Annotated in this window: 25 protein-coding genes; 9 read left to right on the top strand and 16 right to left on the bottom strand. The window is 46.8% G+C overall.

From position 1 onward, the window contains the following. Positions 1-55 precede the first annotated feature (55 nt). From LTAR_RS07950 to LTAR_RS07970, 5 genes are read right to left on the bottom strand one after another with little or no spacing between them, the layout of a single operon-like run. Positions 56-640 carry a YdeI/OmpD-associated family protein gene (locus LTAR_RS07950; RefSeq protein WP_062421668.1) on the bottom strand — a complete coding sequence of 195 codons (585 nt, stop codon included), beginning with the start codon at positions 638-640 and terminating at the stop codon, positions 56-58. Then, positions 637-1,119, bottom strand: a complete 483-nt coding sequence (locus LTAR_RS07955) for a DinB family protein (protein WP_062421669.1) — start codon at positions 1,117-1,119, stop codon at positions 637-639. The genes LTAR_RS07950 and LTAR_RS07955 overlap by 4 nt, the downstream gene beginning before the upstream one ends. Positions 1,120-1,161: 42 nt before the next feature. Further along, positions 1,162-1,926, bottom strand: a complete 765-nt coding sequence (locus tag LTAR_RS07960) for a nitroreductase family protein (RefSeq protein ID WP_062421670.1) — start codon at positions 1,924-1,926, stop codon at positions 1,162-1,164. A 37-nt stretch (positions 1,927-1,963) separates the two neighbouring features. Next, positions 1,964-2,281, bottom strand: a complete 318-nt coding sequence (locus LTAR_RS07965; protein ID WP_062421671.1) for a TfoX/Sxy family protein — start codon at positions 2,279-2,281, stop codon at positions 1,964-1,966. 20 nt (positions 2,282-2,301) lie between these two features. Then, positions 2,302-2,775 (bottom strand): nucleoside deaminase, encoded by a 474-nt coding sequence (locus LTAR_RS07970; RefSeq protein WP_062421672.1) that lies wholly within the window; start codon positions 2,773-2,775, stop codon positions 2,302-2,304. A gap of 68 nt (positions 2,776-2,843) precedes the next feature. Between LTAR_RS07970 and LTAR_RS07975 the strand changes: the two genes are divergently transcribed. Together LTAR_RS07975 and LTAR_RS07980 are read left to right on the top strand one after the other, a co-directional pair. Continuing rightward, positions 2,844-3,638, top strand: coding sequence for a HEAT repeat domain-containing protein (locus LTAR_RS07975; RefSeq protein ID WP_062421673.1), 795 nt, complete (start codon positions 2,844-2,846; stop codon positions 3,636-3,638). A gap of 104 nt (positions 3,639-3,742) precedes the next feature. Then, positions 3,743-4,993 carry an MFS transporter gene (locus LTAR_RS07980; RefSeq protein WP_062421999.1) on the top strand — a complete coding sequence of 417 codons (1,251 nt, stop codon included), beginning with the start codon at positions 3,743-3,745 and terminating at the stop codon, positions 4,991-4,993. A gap of 62 nt (positions 4,994-5,055) precedes the next feature. On the opposite strand, the gene LTAR_RS07985 is transcribed toward LTAR_RS07980, so the two are convergent. Beyond that, positions 5,056-5,979: a patatin-like phospholipase family protein gene (locus LTAR_RS07985; protein ID WP_062421674.1), complete on the bottom strand. Its 924-nt coding sequence runs from the start codon at positions 5,977-5,979 to the stop codon at positions 5,056-5,058. A gap of 203 nt (positions 5,980-6,182) precedes the next feature. On the opposite strand from LTAR_RS07985, the gene LTAR_RS07990 reads away from it, so the two are divergent. The 6 genes from LTAR_RS07990 (at position 6,183) to LTAR_RS08015 (ending at position 11,286) form a co-directional block, all read left to right on the top strand. Then, positions 6,183-6,785 (top strand): TetR/AcrR family transcriptional regulator, encoded by a 603-nt coding sequence (locus LTAR_RS07990; protein WP_062421675.1) that lies wholly within the window; start codon positions 6,183-6,185, stop codon positions 6,783-6,785. 173 nt (positions 6,786-6,958) lie between these two features. Next, positions 6,959-7,585 (top strand): TetR/AcrR family transcriptional regulator, encoded by a 627-nt coding sequence (locus LTAR_RS07995; RefSeq protein WP_062421676.1) that lies wholly within the window; start codon positions 6,959-6,961, stop codon positions 7,583-7,585. Further along, positions 7,582-8,703: an ABC transporter permease gene (locus LTAR_RS08000; RefSeq protein ID WP_062421677.1), complete on the top strand. Its 1,122-nt coding sequence runs from the start codon at positions 7,582-7,584 to the stop codon at positions 8,701-8,703. Before LTAR_RS07995 ends, LTAR_RS08000 begins: the two co-directional genes overlap by 4 nt. A gap of 2 nt (positions 8,704-8,705) precedes the next feature. Next, on the top strand, positions 8,706-9,674 hold the full coding sequence (locus LTAR_RS08005) for an ABC transporter ATP-binding protein (protein ID WP_062421678.1): 969 nt from the start codon (positions 8,706-8,708) through the stop codon (positions 9,672-9,674). Continuing rightward, on the top strand, positions 9,674-10,600 hold the full coding sequence (locus tag LTAR_RS08010; protein ID WP_062421679.1) for an ABC transporter ATP-binding protein: 927 nt from the start codon (positions 9,674-9,676) through the stop codon (positions 10,598-10,600). Before LTAR_RS08005 ends, LTAR_RS08010 begins: the two co-directional genes overlap by 1 nt. A gap of 56 nt (positions 10,601-10,656) precedes the next feature. Next, positions 10,657-11,286 carry an HlyD family secretion protein gene (locus LTAR_RS08015; RefSeq protein WP_062421680.1) on the top strand — a complete coding sequence of 210 codons (630 nt, stop codon included), beginning with the start codon at positions 10,657-10,659 and terminating at the stop codon, positions 11,284-11,286. Positions 11,287-11,515: 229 nt separating this feature from the next. Here the strand turns inward: LTAR_RS08015 and LTAR_RS08020 are convergent, their stop codons facing one another. From LTAR_RS08020 to LTAR_RS08040, 5 genes are all read right to left on the bottom strand, one after another. Next, on the bottom strand, positions 11,516-12,751 hold the full coding sequence (locus tag LTAR_RS08020; RefSeq protein ID WP_081419887.1) for an MFS transporter: 1,236 nt from the start codon (positions 12,749-12,751) through the stop codon (positions 11,516-11,518). Between the two features lie 64 nt (positions 12,752-12,815). Then, entirely contained in the window at positions 12,816-13,742 is a 927-nt protein-coding gene (locus LTAR_RS08025) for a ketopantoate reductase family protein (RefSeq protein WP_201775958.1), read from the bottom strand. 151 nt (positions 13,743-13,893) lie between these two features. Further along, positions 13,894-14,079, bottom strand: coding sequence for a RidA family protein (locus LTAR_RS08030; RefSeq protein ID WP_062421682.1), 186 nt, complete (start codon positions 14,077-14,079; stop codon positions 13,894-13,896). A gap of 289 nt (positions 14,080-14,368) precedes the next feature. Next, complete coding sequence (locus tag LTAR_RS08035) at positions 14,369-16,432, bottom strand: WD40 repeat domain-containing protein (RefSeq protein WP_062421683.1); 2,064 nt, start codon at positions 16,430-16,432, stop codon at positions 14,369-14,371. Between the two features lie 80 nt (positions 16,433-16,512). Next, positions 16,513-19,590 (bottom strand): MMPL family transporter, encoded by a 3,078-nt coding sequence (locus LTAR_RS08040; protein ID WP_158423410.1) that lies wholly within the window; start codon positions 19,588-19,590, stop codon positions 16,513-16,515. A 205-nt stretch (positions 19,591-19,795) separates the two neighbouring features. Between LTAR_RS08040 and LTAR_RS08045 the strand changes: the two genes are divergently transcribed. Next, positions 19,796-20,509 (top strand): MerR family transcriptional regulator, encoded by a 714-nt coding sequence (locus LTAR_RS08045; protein WP_062421685.1) that lies wholly within the window; start codon positions 19,796-19,798, stop codon positions 20,507-20,509. Positions 20,510-20,578: 69 nt separating this feature from the next. Here LTAR_RS08045 and LTAR_RS08050 read toward each other — a convergent pair whose 3' ends face one another. The 5 genes from LTAR_RS08050 to LTAR_RS08070 all read right to left on the bottom strand — a co-directional run bounded on the left by LTAR_RS08050 (position 20,579) and on the right by LTAR_RS08070 (position 26,519). Beyond that, positions 20,579-21,769 carry a DUF3558 domain-containing protein gene (locus tag LTAR_RS08050; protein ID WP_062421686.1) on the bottom strand — a complete coding sequence of 397 codons (1,191 nt, stop codon included), beginning with the start codon at positions 21,767-21,769 and terminating at the stop codon, positions 20,579-20,581. A 162-nt stretch (positions 21,770-21,931) separates the two neighbouring features. After that, positions 21,932-23,677, bottom strand: coding sequence for a carbon starvation CstA family protein (locus LTAR_RS08055; protein WP_062421687.1), 1,746 nt, complete (start codon positions 23,675-23,677; stop codon positions 21,932-21,934). Positions 23,678-24,083: 406 nt separating this feature from the next. Then, a complete protein-coding gene (locus LTAR_RS08060) occupies positions 24,084-24,422 on the bottom strand; it encodes a tRNA-binding protein (protein WP_062421688.1) in 339 nt (112 codons plus the stop codon). An 18-nt stretch (positions 24,423-24,440) separates the two neighbouring features. Then, positions 24,441-25,280, bottom strand: a complete 840-nt coding sequence (locus tag LTAR_RS08065; protein ID WP_201775959.1) for an SDR family oxidoreductase — start codon at positions 25,278-25,280, stop codon at positions 24,441-24,443. A gap of 564 nt (positions 25,281-25,844) precedes the next feature. After that, positions 25,845-26,519, bottom strand: a complete 675-nt coding sequence (locus LTAR_RS08070) for a TIGR00266 family protein (protein ID WP_062421689.1) — start codon at positions 26,517-26,519, stop codon at positions 25,845-25,847. Positions 26,520-26,541 lie beyond the last annotated feature (22 nt).

Raw genomic sequence — 26,541 nt, forward strand, 5'->3', positions numbered from 1 at the left:
AGTGTAAGTATTGTGCTTACCCTGTAAGTATACTCCACAACAATTGGTTAATATATCAGCGGGACTTTTTCAGTTTTTGCATGGCCGGAATCATCCGGGCTTCATTGCAGCAGGTGATTAATTCTTCCAGCCGCTTCATCCGGGTCTCTTCTTTTTTTGCACAGACCACCCACCAGTTGACCACCTTCCGGTAGGATGGCGGTTGGGAAAGGTAGTATTGCCAGGCAATCTCATGCTGTTTGAATACGCTGGCATACGGTTCGGCCAGTTCCTCGCTGCGGTTGGCATAAGAGAATTCCCCAAATATCTTTTCTTTGCGAACGTCATAGGCAGACAGCCCGGCAGGCTGCATGCGGCCAAGCGCTAATAATTCTTGGACCCGTTTGATATTGAACGGACTCCACAGACTTTCCGGTCTACGGGGTGTAAAACGTGCCGTATAGCTCTCGTCATCCAGTTTCTTGCGGATACCATCAATCCAGCCAAAACACAGGGCTTCATCCACAGATTCGGGGTAGGTGATGCTCTGCTTTCCGGATTCTTTTCGGTAGTATCCCACCCAGAGTTCCGGAACAATGCTATGGTTTTCCGCCAGCCACTGATGGAAGGCATTAGAGTCTGGAAAAAATTGGATATTCATCCCTGCGTACTTTGCCTGACAGAAAGTTGACGGATCTGGTCAAGGTGAGTCTGACCGTGTCCGGAATACAATTTCAATAGTTGGTCAAGGGTCACCAACCCGTTTTCCAGATGAATGCCGGCCCGGTTCCAATCATCATCGGGTAAATTGGAAAGAAGTTCCGCCCAGCGTTCGTGCAGGCCGCGAAGTATGAGCAGCGATGATTGGATGGGTAATTCTATGTCCGCTTGCCGGGCCCACTTATCCTGATCATATGGTTTAAGAATCGGTTTATCTTCTGTCAGCACCAGCTTCATGCGGATCAAAGCGTTCATATGGGCATCCGCCAGGTGATGAACGATCTGCCGGATTGTCCACTCGCCGGGTTTGACCGGGATATCAAACATGGTTTCAGGGTATTGCGCCAGAAGAGCTTCGAGTTCTATGGGAAAATTCTTGATCTGGGCGACCAATGCGTTGCGTTCAGATTGGGATGTCAACGTTTTTCCTCCTGTTGGCTGAAAGGTAAGATTCTAACATTGTCATTGACTCCAACTTTCCATCATAGCCTGAACAGACCGGGTCATCTCCACGCTGAATTCCGATGCAAACTTGCGCAGATAAAAATCCTGACCGGCATTGACAGCTCCATCAACCAGCTTTGACCGGGTACTCTCTTTGAACATCATATCCAGCTCCAGACCTTCGAGCCGGTAATACCGGTTGCGCTGGACAATATATTTTTCGTCAAACCGGCGCGATTTCACCCGCTCGGCGGCATCTTCGCGCGGATAGCCAATGCACAGCATGGTCACCGGCAGCACATATTTCGGCAGGTGGAAAAGATCGCGGTGGTATTCGTACTTCTCCAGAATATCCCCGATATAACACGATCCCAATCCGAGAGCTTCTGCGGCGATCACGGTCGTCTGGGCGGCGATCAATGTGTCATTTACAGCCAGCATAAGGTCGCCCACACCCGGCTTGCGCAGGTTCAGGTTGCGCGTCCGGCAGAGTTCTTCCACACCACAGTGCAGAAAGTAGTCATACCAGCGCTGATAGTCAGCCAGAAAAACCAACAAGAGCGGTGCCCGGGCTATGAAAGATTGGTTGTCACACGAAACGGCCAGCTTGTCTTTCAATTCCTGATCGTCAATCTTCAGGATGGTATAAAGCATCATATTTCCTGCCGTGGGAGCCCGCATGGCGGCCTGCAAAAGAGTTTCGGTTACATCATATGGCACGGGTTTATTTTCAAATGCCCGAATGGACTTGCGGTTGTGAATGGTTTCAAGCACTTCGTTCATGGTATTCTCCAAAATTCTTTCTGTTTTACCTAAACAATTATTTCTTTTTTGGCAGGGGCAGTTCCTTTACAGTCACCCTGACCAGACCGCACAACCAATCGGCATCGTCCCACCGATCTCCTGAAATATGAAAGAATGGTTTAGCACCACTATGGGGTGGGGCTTCATCAACATCGCCTATGTAAATCCTTCCTCCATTGGTGGGTTTAATAAACAGGCTGTCATCGCATATTTCGGCAAAAAAGATTCCATTGCAGAACAGACCGTATTCCCCAAACATCTTCCTCGCGGTGACATTTCCTGCCCCTTGCATTTGTTCAAGAATAAAATCCACTGTATCTTTTGATGATGACATGTTGATCCTCCAAATGGATACTATTTCCAGAACCCTTCATGCACTGCCCGCGCATCGGATGTCAATTCTGCGCATGGACCGCTTACTTCCATCGGTTGGCGGCTGTGAGCAAATACATCACGGCAGTGTAATAACAGATGTTCAGGTGATGGGTCAACGATGGCATATAGATCCTCTTCGCTGAGGGCGTACACCACCCGCCCTATGTGACTCCAGTGAATAGCCCCGGCACACATGGCACATGGTTCGGTGCTGGCATAAAGTGTACATCGAGCCAGCTTATCGAATGAAAACTGCTGCCCGGCCAGTCGTACCAGGTTGGTTTCAGCGTGACCTGTTATATCATGTTGGGAAATCACGGTGTTTTCTGCTTCCAGAATAATCTGACCGGTTTCATCCACCAGAACCGCCCCGAAAGGATGGTTGCCGTGTTCTCGTGCACTTGCCGCCATGCGGATGGCTGCCCTGAGATGTTGGATGTCTTCGGTATTCATACTTTCACTCCCGGTGTCTGATGGTACTATTTTAGTCTTCAACGCGGTCAGAAGGAAATTTGTGCTATATGGCAAAAGGGATGGAAATGGTTGATATCAATGATGGCTGCCTGGGCAGAGGTAAAGCAACAGACAAAGAGAAAACTCAGAATGAAAGATTATCAGATGACGATTTGATTGAGTTGCTTAAGAACAAACTGCCCACTCTTCGCACATCAGCTGCACGTATACTGGGAGAACGTAAATGCATTGCATCTGTCCCTTTTTTGTGTTCATCTCTTTTAACTGAAAAGGCGTTATATCCGCGGCTCGCAGTTTGTGAAGCTCTGGCTGCCATTGGAGAACCGGTCCTGCCAGACCTGGTGACTTTGATCGGGATGGTTGGAAATAACCGGCACGAATCTCTGCCTGAGAGGGGTTTCTATAAAAAGAGTTATCCACTTCCCAGAGACCTGGCAGTTCGAACCATCATACGTATTGGTCCGGTTGCCCTGCCATTTCTGGAAGACGTATTGCAAAATGGTGAACGGAACGGCCGACTAGAGGCAATAGATGGAATCGGCCATATCGCATTCTATTTTAAACAATATCCGTCAGAGCCGGCATTGTTGGCTGCCTATCCCCAAACAGAAACTGACCCGGTAATGCGGTGGAAAATTATCAGGGCTTTCCAGTCATTCCCATCCAATCAGGTTCGAGAAATTTTGATCGCGATTATTCGTGATGGTCAAATACCGGCACATCGCTGGGAAGCAGTTCGCAGTCTTGGTCAATTAAGGATGAATATCCCGGATGATCTGATACAGCAAGCCGGGATGGATGAGAATAGCGAAGTTCGGAATATAGCACAAAGGTTTCTGTAAAAAAAAACTGGTCAGAGCCTGATCAAACACTATACAGGATATGGAACGTACGACTCAATACAGATACCATAATGAAAATTCAAATTTCTTATGGAATGATTTGTATGAACAGGTCGAGATTACTAGCCATTTTCTTTATCGTGTTTGTAGATATGTTGGGCTTCAGCCTGATTTTACCGTTGCTGCCATATTATGCTGAAGGGTATGGAGCAAATGCTGCCATTGTTGGTTTGCTTGTGGCTTCTTATGCAGCCGCACAATTGATTGGTGCCCCAATTCTGGGGAGACTTTCTGACCGATACGGACGAAGACCGATATTGTTGTTTTCGGTAGCCGGTACATTTACAGGTTTTATTCTGCTGGGTTTTGCTGATCCCATCGGCCGGGCTCTGGCAGGTGTCTTTGCCCCTGAATGGACGAACAGTTTCATCATAGGTGTGTTGTTTATCAGCCGGATAATGGATGGCCTGACGGGTGGAAACATTACTGTCGCTCAGGCTTATATTGCTGACATCACCGATGAAAAGAACCGTGCCCGCAGCATGGGGATTATTGGTGCGGCGTTCGGATTGGGTTTTATTATTGGCCCCGCCACTGGCGGCCTGTTGTCAAAATGGGGTTTTGATATACCGGCATTTACAGCGGCAGCTGTTTCGTTTCTCAACCTGAGTCTGATCTATTTCCTGCTCCCTGAGTCACTCGTCGGGGAAGTCCGCGAATCTGCCCGAAACCGGCAAAAACCGCCGTTTACCTTGAATGCACTGGTAGAGGCTTTACAACGCCCGGGAATAGGTCCCTTGCTGCATATTCGCTTTTTCTATGGACTCGCTTTTGCCATGTTTCAGAGTATTTTTTCGTTATTTGCACAGGCGATTGGACTCTCGTCACAGACAACCGGGTATATCCTGGCTTATGTGGGTGTTTTGTCTGTCATAACCCAGGTAGCGCTCATTGGTCCTTTGACCCACCGATTTAAGGAAAACGTTTTGATTATTACCGGTGTGTGGTTGATGGCGTTTTCTCTTTTTGCCTGGTCGTTTACCTCCAGCCTCATTCCAATACTGGTAGTTTTACTTCCCATGGCATTGTCAGGAGGTGTCTTGAATACCGTCCTTCAAAGTGCCATTAGTAAATCCGTCAGCCGTGAAGAAGTGGGCGGAATTCTGGGAATAGCTTCCTCACTGGAAGCCGTTACCCGGGTAATCGCTCCTTCGATAGGCGGATTTTTATTACAACAGTTGGGTGTCTGGGCACCCGGCGTATTCAGCGCATTGGTGATGGTGTGGGTTGTATTATTCACATACCGGAAGGTGATCTTGCCGGCACGCCGGGCATCTTTAACAGTGGTGGAATAAATGTGACAGGTATTCCACAAACAGACAGGCCTGAGTGGTGAAATTAACCTGCCTGTAAACTGCTAATCCAGAATATTCACCAATCCAGCCATCATAGATTTGATCCGGGTTGGGCTCCACCAGGCAGGTTGTTCGACTGGCTGCCAGGTTTTCATAGCCTCTTGAGTTATACGGTATCCCTGTTCCATTAATTCAATGGATTGACGGAAATCCCACATAGGAACGGGCGGATCACTGATCAGTGAAATATGTTTGACATCAACTCCTCTGGCTTCGGCCAGTTTTAGTTCCATCTCAATTTGCCGATTTTCCACGGTCCGATCCAATTTCCACAGGAAAGGACGGATGCCCTGCGAGGTAGTGTCATCTTCTTCCCGCGGGTTAAACAGGTCGAGTGCAATGATTTCTGTGGCACCCTGCCGGAGTGCGGCTTCGATTGGCAATGTGCTAACTGCACCACCATCCATTAAATACCGGCCATCTTTTTCGAAAGGTACCATCCACGGGGGTAAGGTCATAGATGCCAGAATACTATCCAGAACAGAGTCTTGGGGATTCAGCCCGAAGATAATTTGTTCGCTGGCATTTAAATCGGTGGCAACCGGATAAAGGTACACAGTGTCGAGATCACAGAACCGCAAATCAGGCGTCAGCCCGCTTTGGATGGCAAATTCACGGATTTTGTTTACAGAATAACCATCCGGATGCTTGAAAAGGATCCGCATGGTCTGCCACCACAGATTGGACGGCAACAAGTTATGGTCAATGGTTGACATCCAGATCTTTTCGAGTTTTTCGATTCCGGCAAGAGTGTAACCATGAACAGCCAGGAAAGCAGCATTAGCAGCTCCAATGGATGTGCCGGTCACCAGCTCTGGATGGTAACCCGCCTCGATCAAAGCCCGTAATGCCCCCACCTGGAGTGCGCCCCGTGAACCGCCCCCACTTAATACAAATGCCAGTTTGCTGTTCCATCCGTTTTTCATTTTTAACGTCCCTTGCTTCTGTATACGAATTTACCGGGTGTTCTGTTTTGCTCTATTGACCGCCTTTATATACGACACTGTGTTGATTATTTATTTAGCCAAAAGTATAATATCGTCAGGGATGAGAATCAATAATCAAAACATTAAATTTTGTCTGATAATCGACACAATTTCAGCATGTGTCGAATAACAAAAAGGATGATATGCAAACTTCAACAGGTTTGGATCGCCGTATTGTCCGTACCAGGGATGCCATCCGGGAAGCCCTGATTGACCTGATGGAAGAAAAAGGATTCGAAGCGATATCCATTAAAGACATCACTGATCGCGCGAATATTAACCGGGGGACATTCTATTTGCATTATCATGACAAATTTGATCTGTTGGATCAAACCGAAACTGAAATTATCGAAGATATGAAACAAATCTTGATACGCGAAGATAGTCTGGGACTGGAGGAATACATGATTTCAGACCGACCGCACCCGATCATCATCGCGCTTTTTGAATATATTCAGGCACGATCACGAATGATGCATGCCATACTCGGGTTAAAAGCGAATCCGAATTTTCAGGGGCGTCTGAAAAAAGCCATCGAATCCAATTTGTATTTCATCGGCTTTGCCCACCATAAAAGCGAAAATGACCTTCTGGTACCCGGTGAATACCTGATATCATATGTGGCGGCGGCGCACATGGGGGTGGTTCAAGCCTGGTTGAATAATGGTTGCCGGGAAACACCCCGTGAAATGGCGCAAATCCTTTCACGGTTGTCTTTTCAAGGTCCTTTCAAGGCCATCCGTTGAGAGGTGTACGTTGGAAATAATGACCGGAACCGCCTGGAATTTGCCATACTTATTCGATTTCTATCAAAATCATAGAAGTACGATTGCCCGTTTTACCTCTTGAAGAGTGCAAGGCAATAATCTATAATAGATAACGAATGTTCGTTATCTAAATCAAGCCCTCAGGTGAGTCCATGCCCCGATCAAGCCGCGAGAAGAGTGCATTAACCCGTTCACGGATCATTGATGTTGCCTACCAGCTCTTTATTGATAATGGATACAATGCCACCCCTATGCGCGAGATCAGTCAGAAGGCTGGCGTGACAGTGGGTGCTATATACAATCATTTTGAAACCAAAGAGGATATATGGGTGGCGGTTATTCGGGAACGCCACCCATATCATGATATTTTGCCGTTGATGGACACGGTAAAGGGAGACTCTATAGCCGATATTGTCCGTTCCGCCGCCCGGCTTTTGGTTCAAGAATTATTGAACCGGCCGGATTTGTTCAATCTCATGTTCATTGAGCTTGTGGAATTTAAGGCGGTGCATGTGCCTGACCTTTACGAAGCTATTCTTCCCCATCTTATTTCGCTTCAAGACATATTTGCCGGGAAAAAAGGCCGTTTGCGCAATTTCCCTCCGGCTGTTCTGCTTCGTTCCTTTGTTGGTCTTTTCTTTTCATATTACATAACCGGGGTTCTTTTAAAAAACCTACCTTCAGTAGCTTCCAGTGAAGCTGTTCTGGATCAATTTGTCGACCTTTACTTAAATGGCATTCTGGAAAATTCCGGTGATCTGTCTGATAACCCGGTATGAAACAGCGACTGTTTTCCCTGATCCGCAAGGAATTTATTCAAATCGTACGCGATCCGCGGACGCTTATCCTCACGCTGATCTATCCGGTGGTCATGCTGTTCCTGCTCGGGTATGCCATTACCAATGATGTGCGCAATATTCCGCTGGCTGTGCTTGACCGCGATCGCTCGGGTCAATCTCGCGCCCTACTGGATGCTTACAGGGCTTCCGATTATTTCAAACTTGAGTATTACATCACATCTGAAGATGAGATGAATTATCTGATCGAAAGCAATCAAGCCCGGGCAGCCGTGATTATTCCTCCGAATTACGGGAGAGAAATTGTTGCGGGGCGGGTGGGACAAATAGCTTTTATTATTGATGGATCTGACCCCAATGTTTCCGGCACCGCTTTAACGGCGGCCATCATGGTGGGACAGTCGCAGTCAACAAAAATTGTGGCACAACGGACCATGCGTGAAACGCAAACCCAGATGCCGGTGGATGTGCGAACCCAGGTATGGTACAACCCCGGCATGATCACGGCGTATTACATGATTCCGGCGCTCATCGGCATGATCCTGCAATTCCTCACCACCTTCCTTACGTCCACATCCATTGTTCGTGAACGGGAACGCGGCACCATCGAACAATTAATCGTCACCCCTATCCGTTCCTGGGAACTGGTGGCCGGGAAAATGGTGCCGTATGTATTGATTGCCTTCTTTGACATGATCGAAATCCTGGTGGCGGGTGTATTGTTGTTTGATGTTCCCATAAACGGTAGTCTCATGTTGCTCCTGGTGCTGTCGTGCCTTTTCCTCGTCACCACGCTGGGGATTGGATTGTTGATTTCCACGGTGGCCAATACCCAGCAGGAGGCCATGCTGACCACCATGTTTACCCTTCTGCCCAGTATTTTCCTATCCGGATTTATGTTTCCCCTGGCGGCCATGCCGACTTTTTTGCAGGCGGTCAGTTATCTCATCCCTCTTCGATATTTCTTGATCATTACACGCGGTATTGTTTTGAAAGGAACCGGTGCTGATGTTTTGCTGCCTGAAATTCTGGCCCTGTGTTTCTTTGCCATTGTCGTTATGGCAGCTACGGCTGTTCGTTTCAAGAAGCAATTGGATTAACCATGCCCGAACCTTTTTTGGTTGTAGACCATCTCTACCGATCATTCGGTTCTGTTAAGGCGGTGAACGATGTAAGCCTTACTGTTCAAGCTGGACAGATTTATGGTCTGGTTGGACCGGATGGAGCCGGTAAGACCACCACATTGCGTCTGATCTGCGGTGCTTTCAAGCCCGATAACGGCTCAGTGATGATCGGAGGTTATTCACTGGATCATCAGGCGGAACAGGCTCGTGAAACGATCGGTTACCTTTCTCAGCAATTCTCCCTTTATGAAGACCTGACGGTGTTGGAAAATATCCGTTTCCTGGCCGAAGTCCGCGGGCTCTCTTCAGAAGACTGGCTCCCGTGTGCCCGTGAAAACCTGGCTTTTGTCGGACTGGATGCGTTTGAAAACCGCCTTGCCGGAAAACTTTCCGGCGGGATGAAGCAAAAATTGGGGCTGGCCTGTGCACTGGTCAACCGGCCGCGTCTGTTGCTGTTGGATGAGCCCACCACTGGAGTTGACCCTGTCACCCGGCAGGATTTCTGGCAGCTGGTGATCCGTCTGGCTGGCGAACAGGGGATGGCCGTTCTGGTCTGCACACCGTATATGGATGAGGCTTCACGCTGCTCGCATATTGGATTCATGCGCAGTGGACGCATCATTCAGGATGGGAGTCCAAGTCATTTGCGGAAGATGCTGGATGACAGGATTTTGGAACTGGCGGGCGGTCCGATGAATGTACTGCTGGAATCCTCTCATTTTGATACCGATGTGCAGGATGTTCAACGCTTTGGAGACCGCCTGCATTTACGGGTTTTACCTGGCAAAGCGCAGGATGTAAAAAGACGATTGAGTAAACGAATCCACTCTGCCGGTGGATCAATTGAAAAAATCGAGATAATTCCACCTCTTCTGGAAGATGTATTTATCGACTTGGCTGGAGAAGGCATGTCTATGAACGATGCCGGGTATGGGGAGAAACCTTAATGGCTGTTATTTCTGTACATAATCTGACCCGGCGTTTTGGCAATTTCACGGCAGTGGATCATATCAGTTTTGATATTGAACCCGGCCAGGTTGTGGGATACCTGGGTCCCAATGGCTCCGGGAAAACAACCACAATCCGCATGCTGCTTGGATTGATCCGTCCAAGTGAAGGGGAAGCCAATGTACTGGGTTTTGATTCAGCCTCCCAGTCAGATTTGATTCGCGCCAACACCGGGTATATGTCACAGAAATTCGCTCTTTACAATGACCTGACTGCCCGCGAAAACTTGAAATTCTACGCCGGAGTCTACGGGGTTCGCAACGGTCAGCGGGTGGACGAGCTTTTGGAACAGCTTGGACTTGACGTCATTGCCACTATGTTGGTACGCACATTATCTGCCGGATGGCGGCAGAGGCTCTCTCTGGCGGTGGCTATTGTTCATCATCCAAAATTGTTATTGCTGGATGAACCGACCTCAGGTGTAGATCCTACCGCGAGACGGGCCTTCTGGGATCTGATCTACAGTCTTGTTGCTGAAGGGATCACGATTCTGGTCACCACGCATTACATGGATGAAGCCGAATATTGCAGCCGGGTGGGGATTTTGAATTTCGGGAAACTGCTGGCATTGGATACCCCAAACAATCTCAAAGCGTTACTCCCGGGAAAAATGTGGGAAGTGTTTCTTGAAGGCAAAGAGAACGAGCAGGCAGATAGACTGCTCCCGCTGTTGGACGTGATGGGTAAAACAGAGGGAGTCATTCGTGCCAGCCTGGCAGGCGACCACCTGCGTATTCTCGCAAAGAATGCAATCACCAGAAAAGAGTTGGAATGCCGATTTAAGGCGGAAGATATCCACAATATTCGGGTGGAATCGTCCATTCCAGTCATGGAAGATACATTTATGTCCCTTGTGTCGCAGTAAAAATTTTTGCGTTTGAAAGAATCAGATCCTACAATATTAATGGGTCAGGGAGCAGAATGCCAGAAAACAGCAAGCGATTCATACCTGTATTTATCATTATTCTGGGAGCATTGATCTATGGCATATATGTCATGTATCAAAACTCTGTGTTGAATCGTCAATTGACGGTTTCAGGGTCTATAGAAGCCAACGAAGTGCGTCTTGGTGTGGTGACGGGTGGAATTGTTGACCGTGTACTGGTGAATGAAGGTGATAAGGTGAAGAAAGATCAGCTGCTGGCTGTGGTCAAAGAAGGGACCGGCATTTCCACCGGCAGCATCCGTTCACCGCTTGATGGCCTGGTATTAATGCGGGCGGCTGATCCAGGTGAAATCACCACAGCAGGCGGCGCCCTGCTGGTAGTGGCAGATTTGCATATGGTCACATTGACAGTTTATATTCCTGAAGACCGCTATGGACAGATTTATCTTGGACAGGAACTTTCTGTGACAGTTGATTCATTTCCGGGAAAAACATATATCGGGCAGGTCACCTATATCTCAGATCAGGCGGAATTTACTCCGCGCAATGCCCTCACTGTGCAAGGGCGCAAGGACACGGTTTACGCCGTCAAATTGACCATTCCCAATCCTGATCTGGATCTGAAACCCGGCATGCCGGCAGATGTGAAGATCGACCTAAAATAAAGACAAAAAATCATTTTATGCTTGTCTTTGTATGTATTCCCCAAAAGGGGCTATTCCGAACCGTTGTATTGTATGGTACGTGTGTGAAGAAAAAAGCGGAGAATGGTATCAATCTCCGCTATGAAAGGTTCTTACCTTCTCTTGCCTGTCAGTGATCTAATGTTTTCTTCCATCACCTTCATAAAACGCTTCGAGGGTTCGGGAAGATGTAGCGAATTATTCTCATCAATCAGGCATTATCCAGAGCAGGGGATTGTTGTGTTTCTGCCTGTTCCTGTCTGCCAGTCACAGATGTATAGGCGTATACCGCCAGAAGAATGGTGAAAAGCGTAAACAAACAGGGAGGAATCACTTCCAATGAATAATTTTTTGCTGTGATGCCAATCAGAGCTGGTATGGCGGCGGAACCGATGCCTGCAGCACTCATCTGCATACCAATGGCATTGGCGGCAAATTTCGGTTGCACCCGCTGACTTGTTCCAGACATCAATCCAGGGAAGATGGGTGCGATGGCCAAACCTACCAGACCGACACCAATCAGGCTGATGATTTTGACCGGATTCCACCACAGCATGATGACCCCGAGCATGGCAGCGAGAATACTGATATACATCAACGTCTGTAATTTGATCCTGCGGGTGTAGAGGCCGGCAGAAAAACGGCCGATGGTGAATAAAGCCCAGTAACTGCCGGTCAGCATACCTGCCACAACCGGTTCAATCCCGCGGCTTTCAGTTAAAAGTGTATATGCCCAGGCACCGAGAGAGACTTCTGCACCGGTGTATATGAAGAAGAGCAGGAAGCCAAGCCATACCCTGGGTTGTTTGAACGTCTCTAGATATGATGTCTTGTAATCTGTAAGTTTGCGGTTTTCTGATGAATCCTCCGCTTTCTTTTCTGTTTTCCAGAGGGGCAGTGAAATAAAAAAGCAAATTGCCAGCACAATCTGGAAAATCCCAACAATATCATAACCAATACGCCAAGATTTCAGCGAATTTACAGCAAAGGTCATGATCAATGGGCTGAATGTGATTCCAATCCCATAACTGGCATGGAGCCATTGCATCAACCCATGGTGGAAATTGGCGGCAACATATGTATTCAAACCGGCATCAATAGCGCCTGCTCCCAGACCGGCAAATAATCCCAATGCGACCATGAACCACCAGTTAGCTGACAGTGAATATCCAATCAATGTGGCGCCGGTGAGGGCGCAGCTTCCTGCCAGCACCCCACCCACTCCAAATCGTGAGATCAATTTTCCGTTGAGAAAGCTGGCTGTGAGGTATCCGGTTGTGGAAGTGAACAGAAGCATTCCCAGTGAATCCAGTGGAATACCAAATTCAGACCGGACAGATGGCCAACCTACTCCCAGCAATCCATCGGGGAGTCCTAACGCGATAAAAGCAATAAAGGCCAGAATGACCAGGCCTTTGCGGCTGTTTTGTACATTCTTTTCTGTCATTAAATCACCTCTCCCTTAATGGAGGGCATTCTAGCATATTTGATCGAAGTCCGCTTACACGTGCTTACTGAACTCCATACCCCTGTTCCAGTAATTTTATGATACGGAAGACCGTTTCGTTAACTGGAGTGGGAATGCCATATTGTTTCCCCAGAGCAATCACCTTTCCACTGAAAACTTCCACCTCGGTTTTTTGACCGGCTTCAATATCCTGCAGCATGGAGGTTTTACCATCAGGGGAGAGTCTGTTCAATACCGGGTACCAGTTGGTAATGTCTTCCTCTGTCAGATCAATTCCGGCTGCCTGAGCCAAAATAATAACTTCTCGCATCAGAGATTCCATCAATTGCTGGGCTGTTGGAGATTTCTGAAAGGCGGCATACCGCATTCGGGTGACGGCGGAGGCCTGATTGATGCCCACGTTCACCATGAATTTCCACCATAACCAGCGCATCATATCTTCAGGAATTTTATAGGCAATTCCAGCTTTTTCAAAAGCAAGGCGAATTTGTTCCACCCGTGGTGTATGGGTTTCATTTTTTGCTTCACCAAAGTAGTGGATGCCGGGTGTGGTGAAAACGATCTGATTTTCTACGCGGACGGCGTCAATGCCCAGGGAAATGGCATAAACAACTTTTTCCATTCCATAGAATGATCCGAGGATTTCTTCACTTTCAAGCCCGTTCATAACAGAAAGGAAAACCGTAGAATTCCCGACCAGTTTATTCAGTCCGCGGGCTGCTTCCTGCAAGTGGTGGTGCTTTAACGCAACAATGATTAAATCCACCGGGGAATCTGCTGTATCCGGATCAACAACTGGAATCAGGTATTTCTTCCCATTAACTATCAACCCATCCCGGGTCAATTTTCCATTTCGCTGGCCGCGGGCGATCAGACAGGTTTCAAAACCAGAATCAAAGAAACGGGTGGCAAAATAGGCCCCCATAGCACCTGCACCCAGAATGGCAACTCTCTTAATTTCCTTCATCATTACTCCTGTTGACTTTTGCTGCTGGCTCAGGCATCGATTCCCTCTTTGGATTGAAGGAATGACAACCCTGCCACATATAATAACATCATGCAGAGTTTATTATCTCTGAACCATGATCTGAAAAATCCCGTCCGTTCATTGGATTCATTTCTCACACCCGTTTAAATGTGACCTTAACCAGGACAGATTTTTTACTTCCGACGGCAGCAAAATCCAGTTTAAAGTTTTCGAGTGTAACTTCCAATAGTTCCACTGTATCTTCGTGGATGGTACCATCGGGTTTTTTACCCACCTGACCGAAAATTGCCAGCCATCTTTCCAGACCGAAAAATTCCATCTGGTGAACATGGACGGTAACCGGTTCATAAATATTGCAGTATGGCGGGAGATATTCATAATTACCTTTTAATTACTGGCTTTTTTGCGATGGAACAAACCAGTAAGTATAGAGTATGTACATACTGAATACGAAAATCATTATCTTTTGCCATTCGAAAAGTATGCCTGTGAATGGTTGGATATTCAACATTGAGTTGACTTTCAAAAAATCCCGATCAAAGTTGATCGGGATTTTTCTGTAAAGAAGGTGAAACAGTTGTTTTTCTATAATTGATCTGTAAAAACGGTCATTTGGCGGGAACTCCAAGAATGGAACAAGTCTTATCCTTCAAACAGGCGAATAATTTCGTCCCATCCTTCGAAAAGAATAGATTGGTGATTGGATTATCGTCTGATCCTACTGACAAACGAAGCAATAGCTCCCGGCTGTTCACGTTCCAGATGGTCAATATACCCTCGTAACTTCCCACGGCGACCAGAGTCTGGTCAGGATTATAGACAGCCGAATACAGGCCATTCCGAGAGAAATCAGGCACGAATTTGAACAATGATTCCTGCGTGCTGATCTTGAATACCTGGGCGCTTGTATCGGTTTCAGCTGTGACCAGGTACTGGTCATCGGGGCTGAATGTTAATTGGTTGACCGGTTTCACCGTGTCTGGCAATGTACCGGCCCGGGTGCATGACTCAACAGAGAACAAATCTAGTTTCATGTTTCCGTAACCGGCTGCCAGCAGACTTCCACCGTGATTAAACTTCAGTGCCCTGACTTTATTGGGTGTGGTGAAGATTTCGCATTTCTTTTCACCGGTCAGATAGTTCCAGATAAAGACCGTTCCATCAGTAGTACCCCCGGCGATCAGGTCATCTTTCGGGCTGAATGTGATGGTTGTCAAATTCAACCCATTCGCAGCCAGAGATACATGGATCTGCCGGTTTCCGTCCATTACATTAATAATCGTACCGTCAACAATTTCCGCCCGATTCTTAGCTGTTCTATCTTTTGCCAGCAGTGTGTTATTGGATGTTCCTGAAAATTCCACCGGGTATTGGAGCTGATCTTGATACAGGGAAATAAAATCTTCCAGTTCGATTTTTTTCTCGAGAACCTTAATTTCGGAGGAATTGGAATCAACTATGGCACCCTTTGACAAAGTTGGTATAGTTTGAACCGGTATTTCATTGAGAGAGATACCTGATTTCACGGTGGGAGTTGAAGATGGTAAGACCTCATGAGCGAATGGTGCGGTGTGATCCGGAGTTTTCAGGCTGGTACGATCCACGCGGTAAAGCCGCATGTTTCCATCGGTAAAACCTCCTGCCAGTATGGAGCCATCTGGTGAAAAAGCAGTTGCATTACAGCTTTCTTTGTCTGTACCCGAATACAGGGTTTGCATTGGTTCGATAACATTTACCTGACTCAGTGCCAGATTCCCTTTCGATGTGCAATAAGCGGTCAAAGATCCATCCGGGGAAAGCGACACACCGCTTTTGAATGAAACCGCTTTTTCTTTTAACAGGAAGGCATTTCCATTACTGGTATCCAGCATCATCAAGTTGCCATCTTCATCACCGGCCGCCAGCAGATTTTGAGCCGGATTGATGGCCAATGAGTCTATGTTGGCTGGATGAAATTTCACCCGGCCTTGATAATGACTGGCTGATGTATCGTAAATGTACAGGAAACCATCCGGGTTTCCGTAGAACAAGCGGTCTTTCTCTGTATGGATGGCCAGACTGCTCACCTGTGGTGATTCGTGTGATTCCTGAAGGGCACCATCGAGACTGTAAATAAAAACAGCATTCCCATTGTCATCTGTTTTATCACGTGATATGGTCAACAAAGTGCTTTTGGAATTCCAGGCCAGACCGGATACGGCGCCGCGGCCCTCTTCAATGGAAAAAAGCATGGACCAATCTGTCAAATCCCAAACGTACACGGTTGATGTGGCACTTTCAGATGAGTCTTTATGCCGGGTTATGGCTGCCATCATCTTGTTATCTGGGCTGAACACCAGTTGTTCTGCTTCATTTTCTGAAAATGACAGATCAACAGTCTTCAAAAATTTTTGCGTACTGGCATCGTAGAAACTGATTCCATTTTTGAATCCGGCCGCCAGGTAATGTCCATCTCCTGAATAGGCAACTGTCATGATTGGATCGTCAGCTACGTCAATATTCATGCTGCCTGAATCACCGATTGCGATATTTGTTGGCATAGGTGTGGCCTTCGCCAAACGAGCCGCCCAGACTGACTGGGACGGAACAAAACTCAGACTTCCAATAGTCAATATGGCAAGAAATGCCAGAGTGATTTTTCTAAAATTCTTTCTAATTAATCCATTCAACATGCCAGACCTCCAGCTAAATTTTGAGGAAAGATATTCCTGAATTCTGATATTCATTTTTGATTCTCTCTGCTTTACTCCGGTTAATCTTTGATACCAATCAATTTGGTCTTCAAAGAAACCATGGTTGGGATAAATACCGGTAAGAAGACCAGGCAGAGCATGGCGATACCCACAATAACGGTCACGGCAATTTCCATCAGGGTATCAACACCTGACGGATACATGGAGGCAAAAGTGCCTGAAAGGATCAAACCGGCCGAGATGATGACGCTGCCAACTTTGAAGGCTGCCTGTGTGATGGAATCGGTTTCCTTCATGTTTTCATTTTCTTTATGACGCATGATCAGGAAGATGCTGTAATCCACACCCAGCGTGACGATCATGATGAAGGAACAGAATGGAACATTCCATGAAAGATCACCAATCCGGGCCACATGTTGGAAGAATAGGCTGGATAATGAAATAGCCAGGAAGTAAGATGCCAGGAGTGAAATCATCACAAAGATCGGCATCCAGATATCTCGGGTGATAAAAATCAGCACAATAAAAATACCGATCAACATGATCACCCTTGCGAAAGTGAAATCGCTGGACGACATGGCTTTCAGGTCATTGTTGGTTTGCGTAATACCCGTTATTCCCCATGAGGAATCTTTTAACGTGGAATTTGGAACAAAAGCAGAAACAACTTTGCTGATGTTATCAACAACTTTCATTCCATCGCGAGTATATGGATCCACGTTCAATGTGATCAAAATCTTTGTTGTTTTGCGGTCTTTGGACATATAGGTATTCATTGACCGGGTGAAATCTGACTCATGGATTTTGTCTGCCGGAATGTAAAACGTTCCCGTTGAAACCTTGGAAGTCGATAATTTCGTCAGATAGTCATTGGCTGAACCCAGGCCGTCGTTAATGGTAGTTACACCATTTTTCGCGTCATTAAGTCCATTCTTTAATTCTTTAACCTGAGACGATAATTTGGACAGACCATCGATCAATTGATTTTGACCCTCTCGTAGTTTCTTGGCACCTGAATCGAGAGTGGCCATACCATCAACAATTTGCGATTGGGCCTGGGCGGCACCGCTGATTGAGTCATTCATCTCCAGACCACCTTCAGCGAGCTGGCTTGTGCCTGATTTGATCTGGGAAAGTCCTGCCTGTGCCTGAGCCAGTCCGGCATTGGCTGTATCCAATGAGCTTTTGGCATGTGCCACACCGGCTTCCAATTGGCTAACGCCTGCCTGCAGTGTTCCAAATTGATTGTTCAGGGCATTTGTTGTGCCTACCATGGTCTGAAAAACCGGATCCACCATCAAGGTTCCGGCATAGGCCGGGTTGGCAGCCAGCTGTCCTTGCATGGTGACAATACCTTCAAGGCCGGTCTTAATTCCACTCAATCCGGTCATAATGCCCTGAAGGTTGGTATCGATCGTCCCCAATCCGTTTGAAATCTGTGTATAGCCGTTATAGAGTTGAGTTAACCCATTTTCAACACTGCCAATACTCTTGTCCACTTTTTGAATACCATTTGACAACTCTTCAGCCGAACCTGAACCGTCTTTCAATTTATCGCGGAATTCAATCCCGGCTTCTGTCAATTTGTCCAACCCGTAGATCAGGTCATTGGCGCCATCTTGAAGCTGTTGAATGGAATCCATCGAATCTGTGGAAGCGTTCATCTGTTTGATGGCATCCTGCAATCCGTTTTGGATTTGAGTGAGGCCATCTTTGGCGTCATTCAACCCGTTATCCAATGTATCAGCCTGGTCGTTCAGATAAAGTTCTTTCAAACGATCCCCTTTTGGCTGAGTCACACTGTATACTTTTTCCACCCCATCCACTCTTTTGACAGCTTCTGTCAGACTATCCAGTGATGACAGATCAATCTGGTTATCCAGACCGCTCTTGCTATCAATCGCAATGGTTACCGGCATTACCTGTCCTTTGGAGAAATGTGCGGTAACAATATTGTTTCCTGTGATGGAGGAATATTGCTTCCCAACCTCCTTCATATTGTTATACGAGAGGTTATCGTTATAGAAGAAAATCAATCCGCAAATCAAAACGGTGAAAAGCAGGGTTATCCCCGGATATTTAACTGAAAAGGCAGAAACCCACTGCCAGGCTTTGCTGTCAGAATGCCCTTCTGTATGGAAAGGCGACCAGAAAAGGTTTTTCCCCAGAAGGATCATCATGCCCGGAACAAACGTAAACAACACGACAAGTAAAATGGCGACACCAATAGCCACGGCTGCGGCTGACCGGTACGTGCAGAACTGGGCAAAATACAGGCAGGTAAACCCGATCAAAATTGTCAGCGAGCTTAGAAAAACCGTCTTGCCGGCAGTTTTGTAGGCCGTCAACACTGCTTCTTTCTTCTCGATTCCTTTGTATAGTTCCTCTTTGTATCTCATGAGAAGCAACATGGTGTAATCCGTTCCAATCCCGAACAACACCAAAATGAGGAACACTTTTGTGAAACTGGATATAGGGAAGTTCCCAAACTTAACCAGTTGTAAAACCACATTCAGGGCAGTAAAGAAGGAAAGACCCACCGATATTATTGTGACAAATGGGGTTATCGGAGATCGGAAGATGATCAGCAGAACAAGAATGATGAAAACGATGGTAATAATTTCAGTTTGTTCTACACCTTTCTCGGTAGTCAGAATGAAATCTTCGGTAACCAGGTCAGCGCTTGTGGTATAGAGTTGAACGCCATCCACTTTACTGACATTGGTGATCTCATCACGGATATTGCTGACTGACCGGTTTGCCTTGTCGATGGTTAGCGGGACAAGGATTGTGGTACCGTCTTTGGATGTGAGTGAGTCGGCGAGGTCTTCATTTGTGAACAGATTGTCCATCGAAACGATGTGGTACTTTTCTTTCATCTGCTCCAATAAATCCATCCGAACTTTAATTTGCAATCTGTCTTTATCATTCAACTTGTTGGGGTTGTAATATATAAGAGCAACACTGATCTCTTTGGCGTTTTTTGAACCCGGATTATTAATCTTTTTAAGAATGTCATCGCCAATGGAAGACGGATATGTGCTGCCAACAACCACCTGCCCTTTTTCTCGGACCAACAGCCCCATATCGGGCATGGTCAGGATAACGGCGGTAAATATGAGTACCCAAATGACCACGGGAATCCATCCATGTTTTAAAAGCCTGTTCAAATCCATCACCTCGTTTATAATAAGTAATAAGTAGAACTAATTACTTGGTACAGTATAGTGAGATGTATAGGGTTTGTCAATATGGTAAGATGGGTTCTAATAAGAATTTGATGTTTATCTGACCCCCTGTATCCTTCCTTTTGCTATCTCACCTCAGCTAATAGAAGGTTTTATGAAAGACGAAAATAAATCTGCCAAGAAGAAAATCCCAATGCGTGAATTAGAGAAACTCACCAATTTCACGCGAGCTACGATTAATTTTTACATTCGGGAAGGAATCCTCCCATTCCCGCAAAAATCCGCCCGAAATATGGCGTATTACGATGATGAGTTCATTAGAAAATTGGAGAGGGTCAGATTATTAAAAAGATCAGGTTTTTCTTTATTAGAAATCAAACAATTGATGAATGATGAAAAAGAGCCTGCTCCTGAAATCGTATTGAATGTTCTGAACCGGATCAATACTCTTTTACCGTATGAAAGTAACGAGAGCACGGTAACCCTGGAGCAAATAACAGGCATCGGCCTTGACAAAGACCTGGTGAAAGATTTTGTGAATCTGAAAATCATCAGCCCCAGCGCGGATGATCCCAATCTGTTCCCTTCTTATTGTTTAACGATTTGTCGGTTTGTGAAATACTTCCTTGATGCGGGTATTCCCTTGGCCGTGGCGCACGAAGTAGTACAAAAATTAGTGGAAATCACGCGCATTGAAAAAACGGCTTTTGATCTGTATATCCGCCAGCCGATGATGATTGAAAATGCCCCTGTTGAAGAGCAGACCCGAGCCGTACAGAACTGTCTGGAGAATATAAACTCACTACTTCCGCTAATCCATTTACAGTTATTGAAACAGACGGCCGAATCTTTGTTAAAAGGGAATTAATCAAAGATAAACAAACTTCCCGACTTTGTCCGGGAAGCTTGTTGAACACATCGAAAATTTGAGCGACAGCTATTTTGTATACTTAAACGTCCACCAGACGGACGGAGTTCCCAATTTGCGGTTGGCGTCCATAGGAGTAACCCGCCACTTGCCGGGTTGAGCCCCGATGAAGTTAAAGGTATAACTGGTGGTCGTGGTTTCTCGGGTTGTCTGTTCGATCATCGGATGAGAGAAACACTCATTGGGGTTGGAATTGCTGCAGGCCATGATCTCGACAAGATAGCTGGCAGCGCCCGGTACAGGCGACCAGGTGAGCGTTAATGTGCGTGGAAAATTATCACTCACAGTTCCATCAGGCGGTGCTATTAATGTAGGAGCCGCTTTTCCATCTGACACGACTGTCGGGGCGGTTGATGAGGTATTGGCCGGCATAGGTGTGGATGATGATACCAATTCCTCTGTTGGTGAAGTTTGTTGCATCAGGAATGATGTGGATGGTGTGGGTTGTCCTGAATCGAACTCTTTCGGAAGTTTCCGGAAAATTGAACCAGACAGGTCGTTGATGGCTTTTAACGTGTCAGCTTCCTTCTGGGTTTCGCTGGTCACAATATTGATATTTACAAGGGTATCTCCTCTGACCGCGACATAGGCTCCCTGTTGGCGGGGAGCCGCTTTGATCCATGCCCAATAGGTCAGGTCGTTTCCGCCACCCTTATAAAGCCGGGCATTCATGATCGTTGACCCCTTAGCGGTAAGCACGAGTTCAGTGAAGAATCCTTTAAAATCAGTGGAAAGTGCCATGGCTTTGAATTTATCCAATGTGGCCGAATCGATGTTAATTCCAGATAATCCCAGCAGCGTGGCCTGACTCTGCAGGATGTAGTATGTATCGGTTTTCTGCGCGGTGGCAACGTTCAAAGAATAAATACCATCTTTTGCATTGGTAAATACACAGGACCCATTCAGTACTTTTGCCGGTGAAACTGGTTCGCCCAGGATTGCTTCCGCCTCTGCTGCCGTGATCAGTGAGCATGGATCAAGAACATTATCTGTATCTTCGTCTTCAACATTCTCTGTGGCTTGTTCTGCAGGAGCACCTTCTCCTGCAGATGGAGTGGCCGTCATCTCTGCTGCTGCCGCAGAAGGAATGGGAACGGCAGTTACGGGGGTTCTCGGTGTCAATAATGTGGTATTGAAATTACAGGCCAGAATTGTGGCAATAATTATCAAAAATGAAAATAGACGAATAGACGACTTCATCAAAGACACTCCCTCATAAAAAATCCTTTTTGTCTATCTACAGGTAAGTATAAACAAAATCTCAGAACGGGCAATTCTCAATACCATTAAAACACTGATTATCAAAAAAAGAACCTGCCGATATGTAAGGCAGGTTCTTTTGGATTACGGAAAATCTACGGATCAGGCTTTTTCAGCAACAACAGTACCGGCGCCGCCCTTGTGAGATTTGTTGAAGGCGTTGATTGTTTCCACAGCCATCCAGACTGCCAGAATAACGTAGATTGCACAGGTGATCGGGATGATGATGTTCGCACCGGCGGGGAAGCCGATCCAGGCGCCATCTTTGGTGGTGTACTGGATGAACATGTTGATCAAAGCCCAGGTGCTCATGATGAACATGAAGACAGCAGGCAGGAAGGTGACCAGCCAGGCTTTTTTGTTCTTGGCCGTGTTGACCAGCCAGATAGTGATGCCAATCAGGGCCAGAGCGGCCAGCAGCTGGTTGGAAGCGCCGAATGTTTTCCAGAAGATACTCCAGGCAGCCACGGGCTTCCCTTCTGCATCGGTCATATTGACAGTCATTAAGAAGACCGGCAGACCACCCATAATGGCTGTTGAGAGAATGCGGCCAAACCAACCTTTCCAACCGGTGAGTTCCTGAATAATGAAGCGGCCGAGGCGGACGCAGATATCCAGGGTGTCATACACGAAGGTCGTGAAGGCCATCAAACCGAAGGAGATACCGAAAGCAGGGCTGACACCAATCAACTGCATGAAGGCGCCGATACCGGAGGCGTACACAAAGTTCGGGGATTTCTTCAGCAGTTCATTGTCTTTGGCCAGGATCATGACGGTAGATAAGGCAATCAAGGCAACCACACCTTCAAGAAGCATGGCACCGTAACCGATGATCTTGGCATCTGATTCTTTCTTCAATTGTTTGGAAGTGGTACCAGATCCAACCAGGGCATGGAAACCGGAACAGGCACCGCAGGCTACGGTGATGAAGAGCATTGGCATCATCGGAGTCCAGAAGTCATTTCCACCGAAAGCCTTGGTGAAGGCGGGGTATTTAATCGTGAAACCGCCAAAAATAATACCAATGGCCGCAACGATTACAGAGGCATACATGAAGTAACCGCCCAGATGGCCGCGGGGTTGAAGCAGAGCCCAAACTGGAACGATAGCCGCTATGATGCAGTAGACCATGATGATCAGGTTCCAGACTTTTTGCGGTGACAGATCACCAATCCCAGATATGGTCACGGGGATATATTTGCCAGCCCAGATTGCCACACCGACCAGCGGTAAAAAGATGATCGTCGCCCATTTCAGGCTGAGCTTGGTGTAGCGCAGCAGGAAACCCATGATGATCGGCAGGATCAGGTACATAATGGAAGATGAAGCAATGGCGCCGCCACCTACTGTTTCTCCATTGGCCAGTTCAACCACGTTCACAAAAGATGAGCTGGTGACATCTGTGAAAGCCACAATGACCAGAACCAGGGCAAAGAAAATGAACAGATTGAACAGAACCCAGGCACTTTTGGAGACATGAACACGCACAGTCTCAGTGATGGAGCGGCCTTTATTCCGAACGGAAGCCATCAACGCGCCCATATCATGCACGCCGCCAATGAAAATGGATCCCAGGAGGATCCAGATCAACGCAGGGACCCACCCGTAGGCAATACCTGCCAGAATAGGGCCGGTCACAGGTCCGGCAGCGGCGATGGCGGAGAAGTGCTGACCAAGCAGAAACTTCGATTCGATGGGCTCATAATCCAGACCATCTTCCATTTCTACAGCGGGTGTTACTCTTTTGTCATCGAGTTCGTAAACTTTAGTGGCAACGAATTTGCCATAGGTGATATAGGCGAGATAAAAAATCACCGATCCACCCAACACAATGAAGATAATACTCATTACTATGTCCCTCCCGGCGCAGAAGGCGCCAATGAATTATATTAATCACACCGGTTGGAAGTGTGATCATGAAAATGCCCCCTGAAATCCAATAGGGGTTGCAAGCCATTTCCCCACCTGGCATTCATCGTGATGAACGCTTCTATGTATGTATTTTACTTTTCAGGGGATGATACAAAAGGGAGAAATCTTACCTTTCTCTAACATAATTTTAATACTTTCTGTATGAATCCCTATGTGATATTCTTCATTTTTTTACTGGTCAAAACGCAGTTTAATACGTTTCTAATGTTGTAACGTAATTATTATTTCTTTAAATTTATATAAAAATAATCTTATTGGAAAAATAAGAAAACTGGAGAGAAAACCATCTTGCAAAAACAACAACAGTCAGAGTGATTTGGTTTTATAACAACTTTGTTCCGTTGGGAATTGGTGCATCAGGTGCTGCCAGAACTACGGCACCATCATCACGGTGAAATCCAGTCACCAGGCATTCTGACATAAACGGTCCTACCTGTTTGGGAGCGAAATTCACCACGGCTAACACCTGTTTGCCAAGTAGAGTATCTCTGGTATACAAACGGGTGATCTGGGCACTTGATTTTCGAATACCGATCTCTTCTCCAAAATCAATGGTCAATTTGTAAGCGGGTTTGCGGGCTTCAGGGAAATCCTGCACATCGATAATGGTTCCAATTCGGAGTTCCACTTTTTCAAAATCAGTCCAGGTTATTGTTTCCATAAAACCATCCAAATCTGATTAATCCTGTTCGAGAGTACTTTTTTCAATAATCCTGTAAAAGAGATTATCAGGAAGAAGCCAGCGGGCCATATTGACCATCATTGCATCGGTACCTACCGGGTACCGAAGTCTCCATCCCTTTTCAATGGCAGCCTGATAGATGACCTTCGCTACCGCCGCCGGTTCTGAACCTCTCTCGATGAATGATGGATTGGTGCTCTTTTTCCCCCGGCGGAGGATATCGCCATAATCTCCATTAAGATTTGATTCAGGAGCATGATCCATGGACCGGTCATAGAAATCGGTTTTGATCACCCCCGGTTCAATAATGCGTACCTTGATATTCAACGGTTTTAATTCAAAGGCCAACGCTTCTGAAAAACCTTCGACGGCGAATTTGGTGCTGTTATAAATGGAGTAAAGAGGAAACCCGTTTCGTCCGCCCATAGAGGCTATATTAATGATGGTTCCCATTCTCTGCTTTCGAAAAGCAGGGAGAAACGCACGCGTGACTGACATCAAACCAAAAACATTCGTGTCAAATTCACGGTTGATCTGTTCCGGGGTGGTTGCTTCAAATGGGCCGTAAACAGCATATCCGGCATTATTCACCAGCACATCAATGGTTTGATATTTATCTATCGTGTGGGTAACCGCACTCTGGATAGAATTCTCATCCAGTACATCCAGATGGAGCAATTCGCATTGCCCATCCTTATGAAGGGGTGTCTGCCGTTTTTCGGGATTTCTCATAGTGGCCACCACATTCCATCCCTTTGATGCAAAGTAACGGGCAGATTCAAGCCCAATACCGCTGGAAGCCCCGGTGATAAACACAGTTTTTCTCATTTGATTCATACCCACCTCAATATGTTTATATCATTCAGAAGATTTTCTGATTATAAAGTCTAAATCTTTTTGCATCTTCCTGGCTATCTAAAAAAAGCGCCTGTTACTTCAAATCGTAGGAGCGGACGACCGTCCGCCCCTACCGTACCTGACTCGGGATTATCTACCCACACTCGTGAGGAAAAAACATCCAGCGCCGAATATCTTTTATCCGTGTAGATAATATTCGCGTGCTTTACCGTTTCCTCTGAATTGCATGACGTAATCAGGAGTACTTCATGTCTCGTAGGAGCGGACGGCCGTCCGCCCCTACCGTACCTGACTCGGGATTATCCACCCACACGTGAGGAAAAAGCATCCAGCGCCGAATATCTTTTTATCCGCGGAGGCTATATTCAAGTGTTTTACCTTTTCCCCTGAATGGTAAAACGTAATCAGGAGTACTTCATGTCTCGTAGGAGCGGACGGCCGTCCGCCCCTACCGTGCTCGGCGTGGTTCCAACTGCCCAAATGTAATAAAAAGAGCCGTCTCCATTTTCCAAGACAGCCCTTTAGGTGGCTTATAACATCAGATTAACTGCTCTTCGATGGCACCTGGGGAATGATCCAACTGATGAGGGCTTGCGGAGAACGGGTTTGCATGTAGATCCGGCCGGGGCCGGTCAGTTCCACCACCAATCCTTCACCTGATAGAAATGTCGATTTCAACCCGCCAACGGATTTTGTGGTGACCCCGATATTTCCATCAAACGCTACAAGATGCGTTGTATCAACAATGTATCTTTCACCCGAAGAAAGTTCCTTTTCGTAAATCGCTCCGTAAGAAGAAACCAGAATTTTTCCACTGCCTGTTGCTTCAAGCATGGAAAAACCTTCACCTGATAAAAATGCCTTTCCACTAAGTTTCCCGGAAATATCAATGCCATCTTCGGACGCCAGGTAGGATCCCGATTGAATCAACAGGGACGTGCCGCTCATGGTGATACAGGTGATATCGCCAGGCAGGTCGGGGGCGAGTGTCACTTCGCCGCCCTGCGGACCGGCTTTCCAGAAGTTCTGAAAGAATGATTCTCCACCCAGAACAGCCCGGCCAAGTGATTTCAACAACCCGCCTTCCGCCTTTGTCTCTACTTCAACACCGGCAGAATGACTGACCATGGCACCGGAATCGGCGCGAACGCGTTCAGACGGGGCCAGTTTCACAACCGCCAGTGAGTAAGACGGACGAAATTGAATATCAATATCCATGATTTTCTCTCCTCTTTTATCT

Source organism: Leptolinea tardivitalis (genome assembly GCF_001050275.1).
Taxonomy (GTDB): domain Bacteria; phylum Chloroflexota; class Anaerolineae; order Anaerolineales; family Anaerolineaceae; genus Leptolinea; species Leptolinea tardivitalis.

Bases quoted from the DNA above. Each gene is read 5' to 3' on its own strand.
- LTAR_RS08070 (WP_062421689.1), bottom strand. From the start codon at position 26,519: ATGGATATTGATATTCAATTTCGTCCGTCTTACTCACTGGCGGTTGTG.
- LTAR_RS08015 (WP_062421680.1), top strand. From the start codon at position 10,657: ATGCCAGAAAACAGCAAGCGATTCATACCTGTATTTATCATTATTCTG.
- LTAR_RS07970 (WP_062421672.1), bottom strand. From the start codon at position 2,775: ATGAATACCGAAGACATCCAACATCTCAGGGCAGCCATCCGCATGGCG.
- LTAR_RS07965 (WP_062421671.1), bottom strand. From the start codon at position 2,281: ATGTCATCATCAAAAGATACAGTGGATTTTATTCTTGAACAAATGCAA.
- LTAR_RS08055 (WP_062421687.1), bottom strand. From the start codon at position 23,677: ATGAGTATTATCTTCATTGTGTTGGGTGGATCGGTGATTTTTTATCTC.
- LTAR_RS08005 (WP_062421678.1), top strand. From the start codon at position 8,706: ATGCCCGAACCTTTTTTGGTTGTAGACCATCTCTACCGATCATTCGGT.
- LTAR_RS07985 (WP_062421674.1), bottom strand. From the start codon at position 5,979: ATGAAAAACGGATGGAACAGCAAACTGGCATTTGTATTAAGTGGGGGC.
- LTAR_RS07975 (WP_062421673.1), top strand. From the start codon at position 2,844: ATGGCAAAAGGGATGGAAATGGTTGATATCAATGATGGCTGCCTGGGC.
- LTAR_RS08010 (WP_062421679.1), top strand. From the start codon at position 9,674: ATGGCTGTTATTTCTGTACATAATCTGACCCGGCGTTTTGGCAATTTC.
- LTAR_RS08050 (WP_062421686.1), bottom strand. From the start codon at position 21,769: ATGAAGTCGTCTATTCGTCTATTTTCATTTTTGATAATTATTGCCACA.
- LTAR_RS08045 (WP_062421685.1), top strand. From the start codon at position 19,796: ATGAAAGACGAAAATAAATCTGCCAAGAAGAAAATCCCAATGCGTGAA.
- LTAR_RS07995 (WP_062421676.1), top strand. From the start codon at position 6,959: ATGCCCCGATCAAGCCGCGAGAAGAGTGCATTAACCCGTTCACGGATC.
- LTAR_RS07980 (WP_062421999.1), top strand. From the start codon at position 3,743: ATGAACAGGTCGAGATTACTAGCCATTTTCTTTATCGTGTTTGTAGAT.
- LTAR_RS08020 (WP_081419887.1), bottom strand. From the start codon at position 12,751: ATGACAGAAAAGAATGTACAAAACAGCCGCAAAGGCCTGGTCATTCTG.
- LTAR_RS07960 (WP_062421670.1), bottom strand. From the start codon at position 1,926: ATGAACGAAGTGCTTGAAACCATTCACAACCGCAAGTCCATTCGGGCA.
- LTAR_RS08030 (WP_062421682.1), bottom strand. From the start codon at position 14,079: ATGGAATTTTTCGGTCTGGAAAGATGGCTGGCAATTTTCGGTCAGGTG.
- LTAR_RS08060 (WP_062421688.1), bottom strand. From the start codon at position 24,422: ATGGAAACAATAACCTGGACTGATTTTGAAAAAGTGGAACTCCGAATT.
- LTAR_RS07950 (WP_062421668.1), bottom strand. From the start codon at position 640: ATGAATATCCAATTTTTTCCAGACTCTAATGCCTTCCATCAGTGGCTG.
- LTAR_RS07990 (WP_062421675.1), top strand. From the start codon at position 6,183: ATGCAAACTTCAACAGGTTTGGATCGCCGTATTGTCCGTACCAGGGAT.
- LTAR_RS08025 (WP_201775958.1), bottom strand. From the start codon at position 13,742: ATGATGAAGGAAATTAAGAGAGTTGCCATTCTGGGTGCAGGTGCTATG.
- LTAR_RS08000 (WP_062421677.1), top strand. From the start codon at position 7,582: ATGAAACAGCGACTGTTTTCCCTGATCCGCAAGGAATTTATTCAAATC.
- LTAR_RS08065 (WP_201775959.1), bottom strand. From the start codon at position 25,280: ATGAATCAAATGAGAAAAACTGTGTTTATCACCGGGGCTTCCAGCGGT.
- LTAR_RS08035 (WP_062421683.1), bottom strand. From the start codon at position 16,432: ATGTTGAATGGATTAATTAGAAAGAATTTTAGAAAAATCACTCTGGCA.